Raw genomic sequence first — 15,292 nt, 5'->3', positions numbered from 1 at the left:
GCGCGACCGATGTTTCACCTTTGAGCAATCCACGCCACTTGCGCCATCAGCAGTACAAGGGGTCGACGATGGCTCCCATTGCTACGCCACAGGTAGCGAAATCGGAGACGCCATGCCCCTCCACGCAGGCGGAGAAATGAAGATTGCCATTTGCCGGCGGCGCGGGCCGCCGACAGATGGCTAAACGTATCACCACTTATTGCAGCCAGTGCCCAACAAAGGCCCTGTGCACTAACCAACCTAGATAGGAGTTCATCATGAACAAGCTCTTCACCACGTTGACCACGATTGGCGCCGCCATGATCCTGACAGCTTGCGCCAGTACGGCCGGACCAAAACGTCTTGTGCTGCCGCTCGATCACGGTCCGCGCGCGCGGAAACAACGCCATGGGAAAACAAGCAACGCATTCTGCGTGCCGAACAGGAAGCGAAAGCCAAGGAGAATGCCGAGAAATCATCGCAAGACCCGAATAAATAATTGCAGCCGGATTTTCCCAAGGGTTCCCCCCTTGGGAATTTTTGTGTGCAAAACGCGCACGGAGTGGCATGCAGCAGTCCCATCCCAACAAATCCTGGAGAACGGCTATGAACAAAACGACGAAACTGACGTCCATTCCCTTGTTGATGATATTCATTGGCGCCGCGTCAGCGCAATCGCAAAGTACCGATTCGGTTAAACCTGAATCCGCCCCGGCGGCGCCAGCATGGCCAGTATCGGGCATCTGGATGCCCCCCGATGCCAAAGACGCCGGCGCGCTTACGGGAGCAAGCTGGCTGTCGGGTGTGAAGGTGCGCGGCTGGATCGACGGGTATTACGTGAACAACCGCAATCGCCCTGACCGCGCCACAGTGGATGTGAATCAGGGCGCGTCGGCGGTGAAGGGATCGAATGTAAGTATTGAAGGACGGACCTTCGACATTCAACGCAACCGCCCATCACTCTCGCTTGCGGAAATCGAGATTGAGAAGATTCCCGCCCTTGGCGGATTCGGTTTCAAGCTCGACCTGGCTGCTGGAGAGACTCAGAGCACGATCACGAGCACGATACGTGGAGCGATTGGTCCAACTGCCTCGCAAAGCACCATCGTCGGCCCTGGGAAAAACATCCAGCACGCTTCCATCAGTTATCTTGCGCCGATCGGTAGCGGTTTGCGTATTGATGCCGGCAAGCTAGTGACGCATATCGGCGCTGAAACGATCGAGACGGCGAAGAACTGGAATTATTCTCACGCGTTTTTCTATACCTACGCGATTCCGTTTCAGGACACTGGCGTGCGCCTGAATTATGCGTGGAGCGACACGCTATATACGGAACTCTATGTGGTGCAAGGCTGGAACGTTACGCGCGACAACAACTCGGGAAAAACCTGGGGCCCGAGCGTCGGTTGGACTCCGGCGCCTTGGTTGTCCATCGTCGCCAACTATTTGGAGGGACCGGAGCAGAACGATAACACCGCCAACCGAAGGAAGTTGTTCGACACACAGCTGACCGTCGGTCCATTCTTTGACCGACTCACCTTCATGCTGAACTATGACCGGGCGAAGGAGGCACGTGTTCCGCCGGCCAACAGCAGCGACGCGCGCTGGTCCGGAACGACGCTATATGCCAAGTACAAGATCAACGACACCTTCGAACCGACCGTACGGATCGAAGACTATCGAGACCCCGATGGCTTCACAACGGGGCTCGCTCAGACCATACGGGGATACACACTCACATGGAATACCAAGGTGGCGGTCGCGTCAACGACATTGATCATGCTGAGGCCCGAAGTGCGTTACGACCGTTCAAATGCAGATTTCTTCACCAATGGGAATCGGTTTCGCAGCGGACGATCACAAATTACGTACGGTATAGGAGCCACGTTGATTTTTTGATCGAATGTGCACAACTGATTCCCACTCTCTCAACGGAATTCAATTTTTTCACCACTGAAAGGAAGTGCTATGAATCGCACCGCAACGTTTTCCCTGATCTTGGCGTTGGCCACATCCGGCTTTGCTAATGCACAGCAGCCCGGCAATATGAAGGGCGCGGAGAAGGACATGGACATGCAGAAATGTATGGATATGAAGGGCATGAAAGACAGCGACATGAAGGGCATGAACATGAAGGATATGGACATGCAGAAATGTAAAGCAATGATGGATGATAAAGGCGGCATGCGGCACGACAAGGATGCCAAGGCAGTGACCTACGAAGCCGAGGCCGTCGTGAGAGCGGTCGATCCATCCAATGGGCGAGTTATGCTCGCCCACGAAGCCGTCAAGACGTTGAACTGGCCCGCCATGACGATGAAGTTCGGCGTCAAAAACAAGTCGTTGTACGACCAGCTTGCGGTTGGCAAAAAGGTGCATGTTGAGTTCATGAAGGACGGTCAGAACTACGTCGTCACTGCTGTGAAGTAAGTGATAGCAGCGGCGAGCGCGGAATTCACCTTTTGCGACAACGGGCGAGGCATGTATGAATATGGGCGGACGTTGGATCCCCATCGAGGTCGCCAATCACCTCGTACTGCTCTGGGCGATTGAGGTAATACTGGTCGTTGTCCTGCTTCTCTGGCTGCGACGTCAGAAGCGCTCGCCGCGCTCGAACCAAGACAAGAATACCGCTGGCGTGTCCCGCAAGAAGATTAAGGCGCGACGAAAGTAAGGAGGCGCAGGATGGGTGTACCACGCGCAAAAGTACCGTCCATCCAGGACAGCGGTCGCGGAGATGCTGCGTCCTAGGCTATACTTTTGTTCTTAGATAATGTGGTCTATTAATTAATCATTTCACGTCCAGTGCGTATTTCCACTGGCGTTGATGCAATTTCGGGAGAACAATTTGGCCAATGCTTGCGGCGATGCTCTGGATATCGGCTTCGCCTCGCTCAACTATATTCAAGTCGGTATTTTGGGTGTCATTCAGGGAATCACGGAATTGTTACCCATTTCCTCAACCGCCCACATGCGCATAGTGCCGGCGCTACTCGGCTGGCGTGATCCGGGTTCCGCGTTTTCGGCCGCGATGCAATTGGCCGCATTGGCCGCCGTTGTGAGTTACTTTTGGCGCGATGTTGCGGCTGTGAGCACCGGCAGCGCCTCTGCTATTCGCCGCCGGGACTTCAACAGCCCATGGTTTCGCCTTGCGGTAGCGATCTGCCTGGCGACAATCCCGATCGGGCTCGCGGGGTTGGCACTGTCTTCCGTGTTGAATTCATGCGAGTCGCCTTTGCGAAGTTTAATGGTCATTGGTGTCTCGTCGGTGGCGATGGCAGTCTTGCTCGCCATTGCCGAAGTTGTTTGCCGCCATCGGCGCAATTTTGACCAGCTGCGCTTGCGTGATGCGCTTATTGTTGGTGTTGCCCAGATTGGCGCACTGATTCCTGGCGTCTCGCGGTCGGGATCGACCCTGACCGCAGCGCTGTTTCTCAACTTCCGGCGTGAAGAGGCGGCCCGCCTGTCGTTTCTTCTTGGACTGCCTGCGATCGCATTGGCTGGGCTGAAGGAGCTGTGGGTACTTCTACCACGCCCACATTCCTGTGGAAGCGTGGGCCTTGCTCGGGTTCGGCCTGCTCGTGGCGAGTATCTCGGCATTCGTTGCGATCTGGGGTCTTATGCGATTCCTGGAACGATTTTCCGCTTGGCCGTTTGTCATTTATCGGGCAGCACTGGGAATTTTTCTGATCGTATCCGTTCAGGCGGGTGTTTTACGATGAAGGGGACCCCGCCGTACTAGCGTTCAGGATCGATTCTTTGGCCATTGCTTTCCAGATGCAGCGGCGAATTTGTAGGACAGAATCTACTTGACCTTCTAGTGGCTAGAAGGTGTTAAATGCGTAATGAGAATTATTTGCGGTGCTGCCTGATACTTAAGGTTCGCTTCCTCTTTGCCATTTAACAAGGGTTTTATGTCCATTTTCCGTTATTTCATTGTGTTGAGCTTCCTCATCCTTTTTTCGCCTATGGCCGCGCATGCCGAGGGCGCAGAGGCGGAAAACAAGGCAAAGCAGATCTGGCAACTCCTTGACTACTTGGCCGTGGATTATGGTAAAGCGGTGCAAGATGGCAGCGTCAGGAGCGCCAGCGAATACGCTGAAATGCAGGAGTTCGCCAGGGCTGCGCAAGTGCAGTTAAAAGAACTGCCATCGAACGCCTCAACGCCGATGCTCATGAAGCAGGCCGATGATCTTCGCGTAACAATCGATCAAAAGGCCGCCGCTGCAACTGTCGCAGTTCGCGCCCGCGCCTTGGCTTCCGGGCTGGTGGCAGCATATCCTGTGCCGATGGCACCGAAACGCGTCCCTGATATCAAGCGCGGCGAAACGCTATTCTTGGCGCAATGCGCTGCATGCCATGGTACCACCGGACACTCCGATGGCCCGTTGGCAGCAAAGCTCAATCCGCCGCCAATCGTCCTGGCCGACCATGGCCGCGCGCGCGAACGCAGCGTTTTCGCCCTTCAGCAGATCATTTCGCATGGCGTGGACGGAACAGCGATGCCGAGCTTTGCGCAGTTGAGCGAGGAGGACCGATGGGCGATCGCCTATTTCGCGTCGTCCCTGTCGTACACCGACAAGGAACGCCAGGCCGGCGCCAGCCTGTGGTCTTCGTCCCCGGAATTGCGGGTGAGTGTGCCAAGCCTGGCCAAGCTCAGCGAGCTGACTGAAACCCAGCTTGCCGCTGAAGTCGGGGAACCGAATGCGGTCGCCTTACTGGCGTACTTGCGCAGCGCGCCAGCTAAGGCCGCCGGATTGTCGACGGATACGCTGCCATTAGCCAAGGAAAAACTGAAAGAGAGTCTGGTCGCTTTGACTCGCGGCGAAGCGGCGACGGCATCGCGGCTAGCATTGTCGGCTTATCTCGATGGCTTTGAGCCAGTGGAGCCGGCGCTGGCGGCCAAGAATAAGACGCTCTTCGAAGAGACCGAGATTACGATGGGCAGTTTCCGCAATGCAGTTGTGGCCGGCGACATTCCAAAGGCAAAAAAAATCGAAGCGCGATTGCAAAATTTGTTGACCGACGCACAGGCGGCGCTCGCCGGCGCCAACGATCCGCTCTCGGCTTTCATGGGGGCGCTCACAATCTTGTTGCGGGAAGGACTAGAAGCGCTGCTTGTCGTCGTTGCAATGATCGCTTTCCTCAAGAAAGCCGACCGTCGCGATGTACTTCCCTACGTGCATGCGGGATGGATCACGGCGTTAGTCGCCGGTGGCGCCACTTGGGGAGTCGCTACCTATCTTGTTGATTTATCGGGTGCCAGTCGCGAAATGACCGAAGGATTTTCAGCCATATTTGCAGCCGTTGTGCTGCTAAGCGTGGGTATCTGGATGCACCAGAAGAGCATGGCTGGCCGTTGGCAGGCGTATGTGCGCGACAAACTATCGTCGGCGCTTAACAAGAGCTCAGCGCTCATGCTGTTTACCCTGGCTTTCGTCACGGTGTATCGCGAAGTGTTTGAAACGGTGCTGTTTTACGCGGCGCTGTGGACCGAGGGGAATGGCACCTATATGCTTGCAGGGTTGGGTTCAGGCATCGCAATTCTGGCTGTAGTGGCCGTCGTGCTGCTGCGCTCGTCGGCTCGCTTGCCGATCAGCCAATTCTTTGCCTTCAGCTCGGCGCTGGTGGCCATTCTTGCCACCGTCTTGATGGGTAAAGGCGTCGCCGCTCTGCAAAAAGTGGGCGTATTCGCCAGCACTCCGATTGGTATCCCACGCATTGACCTGCTGGGACTCTATCCGTCGGTTCAAACCTTGCTGGCGCAATTGCTAATCGTGGCAGTCATTGTAGCGAGCGTTGCATATAACGTTCGGTCGCAGAAACGCACGGCGTAGTTGCGCGCGGGCACGCGAGGTCCGTTACTCGGACTTGTCCAGCTCCAGGAGGATGCCACACTGGCGGGCCGGACGCGCGTCTCCGCATTGAGCTCGTAGCTGTTCGAGCTGCGATTGCAAACTTTTCAGTTCCCGGATGCGGGTCGCGACCTGACCAATATGCCTGTCGAGCAGCATATTGACCTCATCGCAATTGGCCTCAGGTGCATCGCGCAATGACAGCAATATCCGGATCTCATCCAGCGCGATGTCCAGAGAGCGGCAATGGCGGATGAATTGCAGGCGCTTGATGTGCTCGTCGCCATACAGTCGATAATTTCCCGCAGAGCGAGCGGGCTGGGGCAGTAAGCCCTCCTGCTCGTAGTAGCGTATTGTCTCTGCCGATGCGCCGGTCGCGGTGGCGAGCTGGCTGATTTTAAGACTTGCGGGGTGGGACATCGGATTCACCTTGATTGAACTGGATGCTGAGTTTGCTTGACCTTATAGTTACTATAGGGTTTCTAATCTCAGTATATCGCCAATTGAATTGGCTGACACGAATGGATCATATGCATTGTTGTGATAGCAAAAACACGTGCGGCCCGGCGTTGGAGGCGGTCGAGGAAGGAACGGATACGGCGGGAGCCGAGGAAGCTGTTTTCTTGATTCAAAAGATGGATTGCCCGACGGAGGAGAAGCTCATTCGTGACAGGTTCAAAACGATGGCCGGCGTCGACAGCATGCAGTTCAATCTCATGCAGCGTGAATTGACAGTTCGGCACCGGTTGCAATCGACGCAGACGCTGCTCGAAGGATTGACTGGACTCGGCCTTGACCCGGTGCTCAAGTCGGATTCGTTAGACGTAGACGCTGTGGCGGTTCAATCGGACCGTGCGCTCGCCGGTCCCCGGGTCCCTTTGTTGCAATGGATTCTGATGGGCCTTTCTGGCGCGGCCGCAATTGGATCCGAAGTACTGGCATGGACCAGTGGGACCGACGGTTCTTGGCCGGTCGTCACGCTGGCGTTGCTCGCCATCGCCGCCGGTGGCGTCGATACGCTGCGCAAGGGGTGGATCGCGCTACGCCACTTTTCACTCAACATGAATTTTCTGATGTCGCTGGCCGTCATCGGCGCGGCCGTCATTGGCCAATGGCCCGAGGCGGCCACAGTCATCTTCCTGTTCGCAGTGGCCGAGATGATTGAGGCATTATCGCTTGACCGTGCGCGCAATGCGATTAAGCAATTGATGGCGATGACACCCGACACCGCCACGGTCCAGGGGCAGGACGGAACATGGATCGAGACGCCAGCCTCACAAGTCAAGGTCGCGGCGCAGGTACGCGTCCAGCCCGGTCAACGTCTCGCGCTCGATGGTGTGGTCACGCGTGGCCAAACAACGATCAACCAGGCTCCGATTACGGGCGAAAGTATGCCGGTAACGAAACACACTGGTGACCCGGTATTCGCAGGGACGGTTAATGAACACGGCGAGATCGAGTATCGCGTTAGCGCTGTCCAGAGTGATTCAACACTGGCACGTATCGTACGCAGCGTCGAGCAGGCTCAAGGCGATCGCGCACCGACGCAGCGGTTTGTCGATGAATTTGCCCGGTATTATATTCCGGCAGTGGTGGCGCTCGCTGTTGTGGTGGCACTCGTTGTGCCGCTCTTGCTGAGTGCCCCCTTCCAGCCATGGCTCTATAAGGCGCTCGTCCTGTTGGTGATCGCCTGCCCATGCGCCTTGGTCATCTCCACGCCGGTGACGGTTGTCAGCGCACTTGCAGCAGCGGCCCGGCACGGCATATTAATCAAGGGTGGTGCATATCTAGAGCAAGGACATAAGCTCAAGGCTATTGCGCTCGATAAGACCGGAACCATCACTCTTGGACGGCCCTCTGTGACCGATACGCGTGTGCTGGATTCTGGCGACAAGGCTGCTCTACTCCGCCTTGCCGCAAGCCTTGCCATACGTTCTAATCATCCGGTATCGGCGGCAGTGGTTGATGATTGGACCGCCGCCAATCCAGGCGACACCTTGCTCGATGTGGTCGACTTCATGGCGCTGCCCGGGCGCGGAGTCAATGGGACGATCAACGGCGAATTCTATTACTTCGGCAATCAGCGGCTGATGCAGGAGCAAGGCATCGGCGGCGGCATGCTGGACACGGTGCTTGGAGAATACGAGCGCGGCGGAAAGAGTGTCGTCGTGCTGAGCTCGACCACTACACCGTTGCTCGTTCTGGCGGTGGCCGACACCATGCGCGATACCAGTGAGGCCGCGATTGCGGCAATGCGTGGCTTGGGCCTGCATGTGGTAATGCTGAGCGGTGACAACGCTTACGCTGCTGCAGCGATGGGGAGTCAGGCCGGAATCGGTGACGTGCGTGGGAATCTGCTTCCTGAAGAGAAGCTCGCCGCCATCCACGAACTGCGTACACAGTACGGTTACATAGGCATGGTGGGCGACGGCATCAACGACGCCCCTGCGCTGGCCAGTGCTGACATCGGCTTCGCCATGGGCGCGGCGGGGTCTGACACGGCACTTGAAACTGCCGACGTTGCATTGATGGACGATGATCTCAGCAAGCTGGTCGCGTTTTTGCATCTAAGCTCACGCACACGTAAAGTACTGCGGCAAAACATCGGTTTCGCGCTGTTGATCAAGGCCGTTTTCCTAGTGTTGGCCTTAGCGGGGCAAGCGACGTTGTGGATGGCGGTATTTGCGGATATGGGGGCCAGCTTGCTGGTTGTGTTCAACGCTTTGCGTATGTTGCGTAGCCTGGATCGATTTAACACACAGCACAGAGACGGTAACGCCACTTCGGCCCTTCCTTGATATGTTATGATTTTTCCGTGAAACGATTTCTCCTTATTCTGTTGTTGGTACTTGTACCGTTCCAGTTTGCCTGGGCAACGGCGGGATCGTATTGCCAACACGAAACGGGGGCGACCAGCGTGCATTTTGGTCATCATGCCCATCAACATCAGGGTAAAGCCGATACATCGAACGCCAAAGCCAAGCTTGGCAAGATCGATATCGACTGCCCCTCGTGCCACGGTGCTGGCTGTGCATTGTTCTTAACGCACGTCGAACCCGTAACCATCCCGCTCGATAAAACCGCAGCCGAACCGCGTGTTCTGCTGTACACCTCCCATATCCCGGACGGCCCGCGTAGGCCTGACCGCTCTCCCGTCGCTTAAGCCGACGGGACATTCCTTATTGCTTTATTAGTTCGCTACCTGCGAGCTGGTGTCTCGTCGAATTCTTTTCCCATGGTCCTTGGAGAATTCGATGTACAAACTATTACTGCCGCTTGGCATAGCGGCGGCTGTCGCTGGCCAGCCGGTGATCGCATTGGCGCAAGTTCTAGCGTTGCCGCTCGTCCACGATGGGGCGCAATCGCCTGTCACCTCTGTGCAACCTACGGTGCTGAACCTTGACCAAGCGCTCGAACTAGCCGATCGCGTCAGCGTTGATATTCGTCAGACGGCCTCCAATCGCGATGCTTTATCGGGTGACTTGTCGGACGCCTCACACCTGCTATGGAACAATCCAAAGCTGAACGCGGAAAGAGTCCGCCGCGAGGTGCCCGCGCAAGGTCTGTCTACCACGCGCCAACGTGAATGGAGCGCCTCATTCGAGCAGACGTTCGAGATCGCGGGCCAGCAAGGGTATCGCCGCCGCGCCGCGCAAGCGCAACTGGCGGCGCATGGCGCAACGCTGGACGAAACGCGTCGTGCTGTGTTGGCCGAAGTGGAGACTTCTTTCGTCGAGGTACTCGCCCTGCAGGAGCGGGTCAAGACCGAGAACGACTCGTTGGGCCTGATTCAAAACACGGCACAGTCGGTGGAGAAGCGCGTGGTGGCGGGTGAAGATAGCCGCCTCGATGGCAATCTCGCCCAAGTCGAGGCGGTGCGCGCCCGTAACCAGATTGGCGTACTTCAAGAGCAATTGATCGAAGCGCGCCAGCGCCTTGCCGAATTATTACAATTGCCGGCGGGAGCACTACCCATCGCGGATGGCACACTCGATGTCGGCCAGGCCAAGCAGTACACGTTGGCCGATCTGCTGTCGCGCGCTAGTCAGCGTCCGCTGCTGCGCGCGCTGGACAGCAAGCAGGACGCTGCCCGCAACAGGTTGTCGCTGGAACGGGCCACACGTTATCCGGACGTGACGGTCGCTGTATCTACCTCGCGCGAGGGACCGGTCGGCGCGCAGGAGCGTCTGACGGGTTTGAGCATGTCGATTCCACTCCCATTGTTCCATCAGAACGCTGGCGCAATTGGCCGGGCATCGACGGAACTGAAGCAAACCACGATTGAGCGTGAGACCGCAATGCGCGACACCCAAGCCGCTGTCGCGGCGCTGTGGCAACGGATGCAAAGCCTCACGGAACGCGTCAAGGCGTTGCGCTCATCGATCTTGCCCACCCTGGAACAAAACCAGGAGTTGTCAAAAAAATCGCTGCAGGCTGGAGAAATCAGCATTGTGCAGCTTCTGTTGGTTAACCGCCAGCTGCTCGACGGCCGAAAGGACCTGATCGACGCCGAACGGGAATTGCGCGTGACCGACATCGCGCTGCGAACCGCCGCAGGCCTGCTATCACGACCATGAACTTCTTGTCCAACGCTCAGAACACAAATGGAAACCTCATCACCATGCCAAACAAACACAAATGTCGGCTCACTCTGCCGCTTGTTCTAATCTCGGCCATTTTCGCAGGCTGCAGCAAAGATAAACCGTCGGCCCCTCCTGACAAAGCGCCAAGTGCGGAGAAGGCGGAGGCTAGCGGCGACAAGGTCGTCACGCTTAGCGCCGACGAAGGCGCTACTTCCGGGGTGCGCACAGCCGTGCTGGAACAGCAAATTTTTGCCGATCAGCTTACGGTGACGGCGACCATCGAGCCTGCGCAGGACCGCTACGCGAGCATCGCGCCGCGCATATCCGGAAAAGTGGACAAGGTGATGGTCGGCCTTGGCGAGCAAGTCCGCGCGGGGCAAACGCTCGCTTTGGTCGATAGCATCGAGGCGGGCGAGGCGCAATCGGCTTATGCCCAAGCCGTGACGGAATTATCCGTGGCGAGGTCAGCAGCCGAACGCGCAGAACGACTACAAGCCGACCAAATCATCCCGCAGAAAGACGTTCTGCGCGCCCGGGCCGACCTCGAAAAAGCGAAGGCGATCGCGCGCGCTGCTGGTGATCGTCGCCACGCGCTAGGCCTGTCGGGTCGCGACGGTGAAACGAGCAAGACACCATCGATTTTTCCGGTAACGGCGCCGTTCGCCGGTACCGTCGTCGACAAGAAGGCCGTACTCGGCGAGCTGGCGCAGCCCGACAAGCCACTCTTTGCGATCGCGGACATGTCACACGTCTGGATTGAAACCAATCTGTTCGAAAAAGATTTGGCAAGAGTCAAGCCAGGTGCGCAAGCGGTCGTCACTGTGGCCGCGTATGGCAGCGAAGCGTTTCGCGGGAAAGTCACCTATGTGAGCAGCGTGATGGACAAGGAGACCCGAACAGTGAAGGCCCGCGTTGAAGTACCCAATCCAGAAGGTAAACTCAAGCTCGGCATGTTCGCCAGCGCGGCCATTTCGACGGAGGGGAGCCAAAAAGCCCTGATGCTGCCGAATGAAGCGGTGGTGCTCGTCCAGGGGCAACCAACGGTGTTCGTCAAGCGCGGCGAAGGTTTCGACACGCGAGCAGTGGAGCTTGGCGACAAGCGCCAGGGCCTGGTTGAAATCAAGGGCGGCGTCAAGACCGGTGAAACGGTGGTGACCCAGGGCGCCTATGCGCTTAAGGCCAAGCTGCTCAAGTCGCAGATCAGCGCGGATTAAGGGGACGACATGCTCAATTCTATTGTTGACCTCTCACTGCGCTATAAGGTGCTCGTCATCGTCGGCTTTCTGATTGTCGTCATGATGGGCGCGCTGGCCTGGCGCGACTTGCCGGTCGATGCGTTTCCGGACGTGACACCCATCCAGGTGAACATTTATACGGAGTCGCCGGGCCTTGCGGCCGAAGATGTCGAGAAGTTGCTGACAACGCCGGTGGAGACATCGATGGCGGGATTGGCCGGGGTGGAAGCGATTCGCTCGGTGTCGCTGTTCGGCCTGTCGTACGTCAGCGTCAATTTTAAAGACAACGTCGATATCTATTTTGCGCGCCGGCTGGTGGGCGAAAAGCTCCTGGAAGCCAAGCAGCGCATGCCGGACGGCTACGGCGAGCCAACTATGGGGCCGAACAGTTCCGGGCTGGGCCAGGTGTTCTGGTACACGGTGGAGTCGGTCGACCAGAACATGACGACGATGGATCTGCGCACGCTGCACGACTGGGATATCCGCCTGAAGCTTCGCACCGCTCCTGGTGTGGATGACGTGAGTTCTTGGGGCGGCGACGAGAAGCAGTACCAAGTGCTGATCGACCCGAACAAGCTGATTAAGTATGGCTTGAGTTTGAAAAGTGTCATGGAAACGCTGACGGCGAACAATCGCCAAGTGGGCGGCCAGTATCTGAATGTAGGACAGGAACAATATCTGGTGCGCGGTCTGGGCCTGGTAGCAAACGCAAGCGATATCGGGAACGTGGTACTGGCGACACATCGAGGCACGCCCATTTATGTGCGCGATGTCGCCCAGGTCAAGGAAGGTGCATCTTTGCGCTCGGGAGCCGTGACGAAGGACGGGAAAGAGGTGGTCCTCGGCATGGCGCTACAGCGGCTCGGTGAGAACGCCAAAAATGTTGTCGCCGAGGTCAAGCAGAAGTTGAAGTCGACGCAGCAGGCGTTGCCGAAAGGCGTAACCATCAATCCGGTCTACGATCGTACCGACCTGGTGGACAAGGCGGTCAAAACGGCGGAAAGCGCGCTGGTGGAAGGTTCCATCCTGGTGGCTGTAATCCTATATCTGTTCCTTGGCGAGATTCGCTCGGCGGTGGTTGTGATCGTCGCGCTACCACTGGCCATGCTGATTAGTTTTATCATGATGCAGCAATGGGGCTTGTCTGCCAATCTGATGTCACTGGCGGGCCTTGCGGTAGGTATCGGGATGATGGTCGACGGCGCCGTGGTGATGGTCGAAAATGGATTCCGGCTGCTATCTCATCATGCTGAATCGGGCCGTCCGATTAACAAGACGCATATCATCTTGCAGGCCGCCCGCGAGGTGATCAATCCGGTTGCGTTCGCGATCCTCATTATCATCGTGGTCTTCCTGCCGCTGTTCTCCCTCACCGGCCTGGAGGGCAAGATGTTCAAGCCGATGGCGCTGACCATCACCTTCGCCATGGTCGGGTCGTTGATCCTGACAATGACACTCGTTCCAGTGCTTTCCGCGTTGATTCTTAAAGCAAAAGAAGAGAAGGATACCTTTGTCGTCGCTGCGGCCAAGCGCCTTTACCTGCCGTTGCTCGACCGCGCTCTCGACAACAAGAAGATCGTGGTAATCGGTGCGGTTGGCTTGCTGGTGGCCTCACTCGCGCTTATCCCCTTCCTAGGCAAAGAATTCATGCCCTCCTTGCAGGAGGGCGGCATTATGTTCCGCGTCACGAGCATCCCGTCCACATCTCTGGACGAATCGATCCGTATATCCAAACAACTCGAAGCGAGTCTGAAGGAGTTTCCCGAGACGGCATCCTCGTTGGCGATGATTGGCCGGGCCGAGAAGGGAGAAACAGCGGATGTGAACTACATGGAACTGCTTGTCAACCTCAAGCCGCAGAGTGACTGGCCCAAGAAGAAGGCCATCCCGGAGTTGGCCAAGGAGATGCAAGTTGCGCTTGAACGAAAAGCGCCGACTGCAGTAATCGCCGCAACGCAGCCGATCCAGATGCGTATCGAAGAACTGATTTCGGGTGTGCGGGCGACGCTAGCCTTAAAAATCTATGGTGAGGACTTAAATACGCTCGATCGCCTGACAAGTCAGATGAAGGAAGTATTGGAAAAAGTGCCTGGTGCCGCCGACCTATCGTTGGAGGCCAACAAGGGCAAACCCCAGCTCATCATCAAGGTCGACCGTGAAGCGGCGTCCCGTTACGGTATCAATGCCGATGACATTCTCAACGTCGTACAGGCGGGCATTGGCGGAAAGGCTGTCTCTACGCTTATCGATGGATCGAAGCGCTTTGACATCCAGGTATGGCTGGGTGGTGAATTCCGGAACAGCGTGGAGGCGATATCCTCGATTCCGATTCGTAGCGAAAATGGCGCGCTCGTGCCGCTGGGGCGCGTCGCCGCGCTTGAAGTGGACGAGGGTTATTCATTCGTGCGGCGCGAGCAGTTACAGCGATATGCCGTCATCCAGATGGACGTGCAAGGGCGTGACGTGAACAGCTTCGTGCAGGAGGCACAGCAAAGAATCGCCGCACAAGTGAAGATCCCGACTGGGTATGTGATGGAATGGGGCGGCGCGTTTGAAAACCAGAAGCGTGCAATGACCAAGCTGGCCATCATCGTTCCTCTGACGATAGGATTGATCTTCATCCTCTTGTACACCGCCTTCAATTCGCTTACGTACGCCACACTTATCATCGCCAATGTGCCTTTCGCGACCATTGGCGGTGTTGTTGGGCTGTTCGTTACTGGTCAGTATCTGTCGGTACCCTCTGCAATTGGCTTCATTGCCGTATTCGGCGTTGCCATGCTCAACGGGATCGTGCTTGTGACCTTCCTCAATGAGCAACTAGAGCAAGGACTGAGTGTGCGCGAAGCCGTGCGCCAAGGAGCGGCGCTACGCCTGCGCCCAGTATTGATGACCGCGTCGATCGCCATCTTTGGCTTGGTGCCAATGCTGCTATCTTCCGGTGTTGGGGCGGAAACTCAACGACCGTTGGCCACGGTCGTCGTGGGTGGCCTCTTCACTTCCACCGCCTTGACCTTGCTCTTGCTACCGCTGCTGTACGAATGGGTCGAGAACCGTCGAGAACGTAAGGCGCTCGCGGCGTCCATGCCACAGACAACGACGGCGATAGTGTGACGTTCGGCGCCGACGACATCGGCGGCTCTACCTTTCCAGACCAGGAGGTCTAAATGAAACAGCTCAAAGCATTCATCCACCCGCACCGCGTGCGCTTCGTCACGGAAGCGCTGCGCAATTCAGGATTGTGCGACATCAGCAACGGGGTCGGCTGCTACAACCTCACTGTTTCCACCGTTCAACGCCTTTATTCGGGCAACGATCAGGGGCAACAGCACTATTCGCTCGACTTGGCCGAGCCGGTGGTGGCGGAAGCGAAGTTGGAATTGATTTGCGAGGATGGCCTGGCACCGCAACTGGTGTCATTGATCGTCCAGGCCGGCAAGCCCAGCAAGGGCTGGGTATTTACGACAACCATCGATGCGGTTGCCGAAATAGCGGGCTCTTAGAGTCGCGGGCATGAGACTACGCCCTCGACGCCTCAGAGTTCATGCGCGCGAAGGCATGTCCTCTCAAAGGAAGGGACACAACGTCCGCTTCGCGCTTGTGGCCGGAACCGCGTTGGCGATACTGCTTACGGTTGCTT

The 15,292-nt window shown here is 57.3% G+C and carries 12 protein-coding genes; 11 read left to right on the top strand and 1 reads right to left on the bottom strand.

The annotated features are described in order from the left end of the window. The first annotated feature begins 257 nt into the window (after nucleotides 1-257). The 5 genes from ACFJI2_RS13770 to ACFJI2_RS13750 all read left to right on the top strand — a co-directional run bounded on the left by ACFJI2_RS13770 (nucleotide 258) and on the right by ACFJI2_RS13750 (nucleotide 5,816). Nucleotides 258-677, top strand: coding sequence for a hypothetical protein (locus tag ACFJI2_RS13770; protein WP_377705532.1), 420 nt, complete (start codon nucleotides 258-260; stop codon nucleotides 675-677). Further along, the gene (locus ACFJI2_RS13765; protein ID WP_377705531.1) at nucleotides 586-1,878 is read left to right on the top strand and encodes an outer membrane beta-barrel protein; all 1,293 of its coding nucleotides are present in this window, start codon (nucleotides 586-588) and stop codon (nucleotides 1,876-1,878) included. The genes ACFJI2_RS13770 and ACFJI2_RS13765 overlap by 92 nt, the downstream gene beginning before the upstream one ends. A 69-nt stretch (nucleotides 1,879-1,947) precedes the next feature. Further along, nucleotides 1,948-2,409 carry a copper-binding protein gene (locus ACFJI2_RS13760; protein WP_377705530.1) on the top strand — a complete coding sequence of 154 codons (462 nt, stop codon included), beginning with the start codon at nucleotides 1,948-1,950 and terminating at the stop codon, nucleotides 2,407-2,409. Nucleotides 2,410-2,806: 397 nt separating this feature from the next. Beyond that, the gene (locus ACFJI2_RS13755) at nucleotides 2,807-3,721 is read left to right on the top strand and encodes an undecaprenyl-diphosphate phosphatase (RefSeq protein ID WP_377705529.1); all 915 of its coding nucleotides are present in this window, start codon (nucleotides 2,807-2,809) and stop codon (nucleotides 3,719-3,721) included. 172 nt (nucleotides 3,722-3,893) lie between these two features. Next, nucleotides 3,894-5,816, top strand: a complete 1,923-nt coding sequence (locus ACFJI2_RS13750; RefSeq protein ID WP_377705528.1) for an FTR1 family protein — start codon at nucleotides 3,894-3,896, stop codon at nucleotides 5,814-5,816. Nucleotides 5,817-5,840: 24 nt separating this feature from the next. Here ACFJI2_RS13750 and cadR read toward each other — a convergent pair whose 3' ends face one another. Then, entirely contained in the window at nucleotides 5,841-6,254 is a 414-nt protein-coding gene (gene cadR, locus ACFJI2_RS13745; protein WP_008448020.1) for a Cd(II)/Pb(II)-responsive transcriptional regulator, read from the bottom strand. 110 nt (nucleotides 6,255-6,364) lie between these two features. Here cadR and ACFJI2_RS13740 point away from each other — a divergent pair, with 110 nt between their 5' ends. The 6 genes from ACFJI2_RS13740 (at nucleotide 6,365) to ACFJI2_RS13715 (ending at nucleotide 15,155) form a co-directional block, all read left to right on the top strand. Further along, entirely contained in the window at nucleotides 6,365-8,632 is a 2,268-nt protein-coding gene (locus ACFJI2_RS13740) for a heavy metal translocating P-type ATPase (RefSeq protein ID WP_377705832.1), read from the top strand. Between the two features lie 17 nt (nucleotides 8,633-8,649). Beyond that, entirely contained in the window at nucleotides 8,650-8,997 is a 348-nt protein-coding gene (gene czcI, locus ACFJI2_RS13735; protein ID WP_377705526.1) for a cation efflux protein, CzcI family, read from the top strand. Nucleotides 8,998-9,088: 91 nt separating this feature from the next. Further along, complete coding sequence (locus ACFJI2_RS13730; RefSeq protein ID WP_377705525.1) at nucleotides 9,089-10,411, top strand: TolC family protein; 1,323 nt, start codon at nucleotides 9,089-9,091, stop codon at nucleotides 10,409-10,411. After that, entirely contained in the window at nucleotides 10,408-11,631 is a 1,224-nt protein-coding gene (locus tag ACFJI2_RS13725) for an efflux RND transporter periplasmic adaptor subunit (protein WP_377705524.1), read from the top strand. The genes ACFJI2_RS13730 and ACFJI2_RS13725 overlap by 4 nt, the downstream gene beginning before the upstream one ends. Nucleotides 11,632-11,640: 9 nt before the next feature. After that, a complete protein-coding gene (locus ACFJI2_RS13720; protein WP_377705523.1) occupies nucleotides 11,641-14,766 on the top strand; it encodes an efflux RND transporter permease subunit in 3,126 nt (1,041 codons plus the stop codon). Between the two features lie 53 nt (nucleotides 14,767-14,819). Then, a complete protein-coding gene (locus ACFJI2_RS13715) occupies nucleotides 14,820-15,155 on the top strand; it encodes a P-II family nitrogen regulator (RefSeq protein ID WP_377705522.1) in 336 nt (111 codons plus the stop codon). Nucleotides 15,156-15,292: the final 137 nt, after the last annotated feature.

Origin of the sequence: Pseudoduganella sp. UC29_71 (assembly GCF_042693265.1) — a bacterium.
In the GTDB taxonomy this organism is placed as follows: Bacteria; Pseudomonadota; Gammaproteobacteria; order Burkholderiales; family Burkholderiaceae_D; genus Rugamonas.
The sequence above is the reverse complement of the archived record's forward strand: the minus strand, read 5'-3'. Positions and strand labels throughout refer to the sequence as shown.

Coding starts and splice junctions, on each gene's coding strand:
- ACFJI2_RS13715 (WP_377705522.1), top strand. CDS start 14,820: ATGAAACAGCTCAAAGCATTCATCCACCCGCACCGCGTGCGCTTCGTC.
- ACFJI2_RS13750 (WP_377705528.1), top strand. CDS start 3,894: ATGTCCATTTTCCGTTATTTCATTGTGTTGAGCTTCCTCATCCTTTTT.
- cadR (WP_008448020.1), bottom strand. CDS start 6,254: ATGTCCCACCCCGCAAGTCTTAAAATCAGCCAGCTCGCCACCGCGACC.
- ACFJI2_RS13760 (WP_377705530.1), top strand. CDS start 1,948: ATGAATCGCACCGCAACGTTTTCCCTGATCTTGGCGTTGGCCACATCC.
- ACFJI2_RS13730 (WP_377705525.1), top strand. CDS start 9,089: ATGTACAAACTATTACTGCCGCTTGGCATAGCGGCGGCTGTCGCTGGC.
- ACFJI2_RS13740 (WP_377705832.1), top strand. CDS start 6,365: ATGCATTGTTGTGATAGCAAAAACACGTGCGGCCCGGCGTTGGAGGCG.
- ACFJI2_RS13725 (WP_377705524.1), top strand. CDS start 10,408: ATGAACTTCTTGTCCAACGCTCAGAACACAAATGGAAACCTCATCACC.
- ACFJI2_RS13770 (WP_377705532.1), top strand. CDS start 258: ATGAACAAGCTCTTCACCACGTTGACCACGATTGGCGCCGCCATGATC.
- ACFJI2_RS13765 (WP_377705531.1), top strand. CDS start 586: ATGAACAAAACGACGAAACTGACGTCCATTCCCTTGTTGATGATATTC.
- ACFJI2_RS13720 (WP_377705523.1), top strand. CDS start 11,641: ATGCTCAATTCTATTGTTGACCTCTCACTGCGCTATAAGGTGCTCGTC.
- ACFJI2_RS13755 (WP_377705529.1), top strand. CDS start 2,807: ATGCAATTTCGGGAGAACAATTTGGCCAATGCTTGCGGCGATGCTCTG.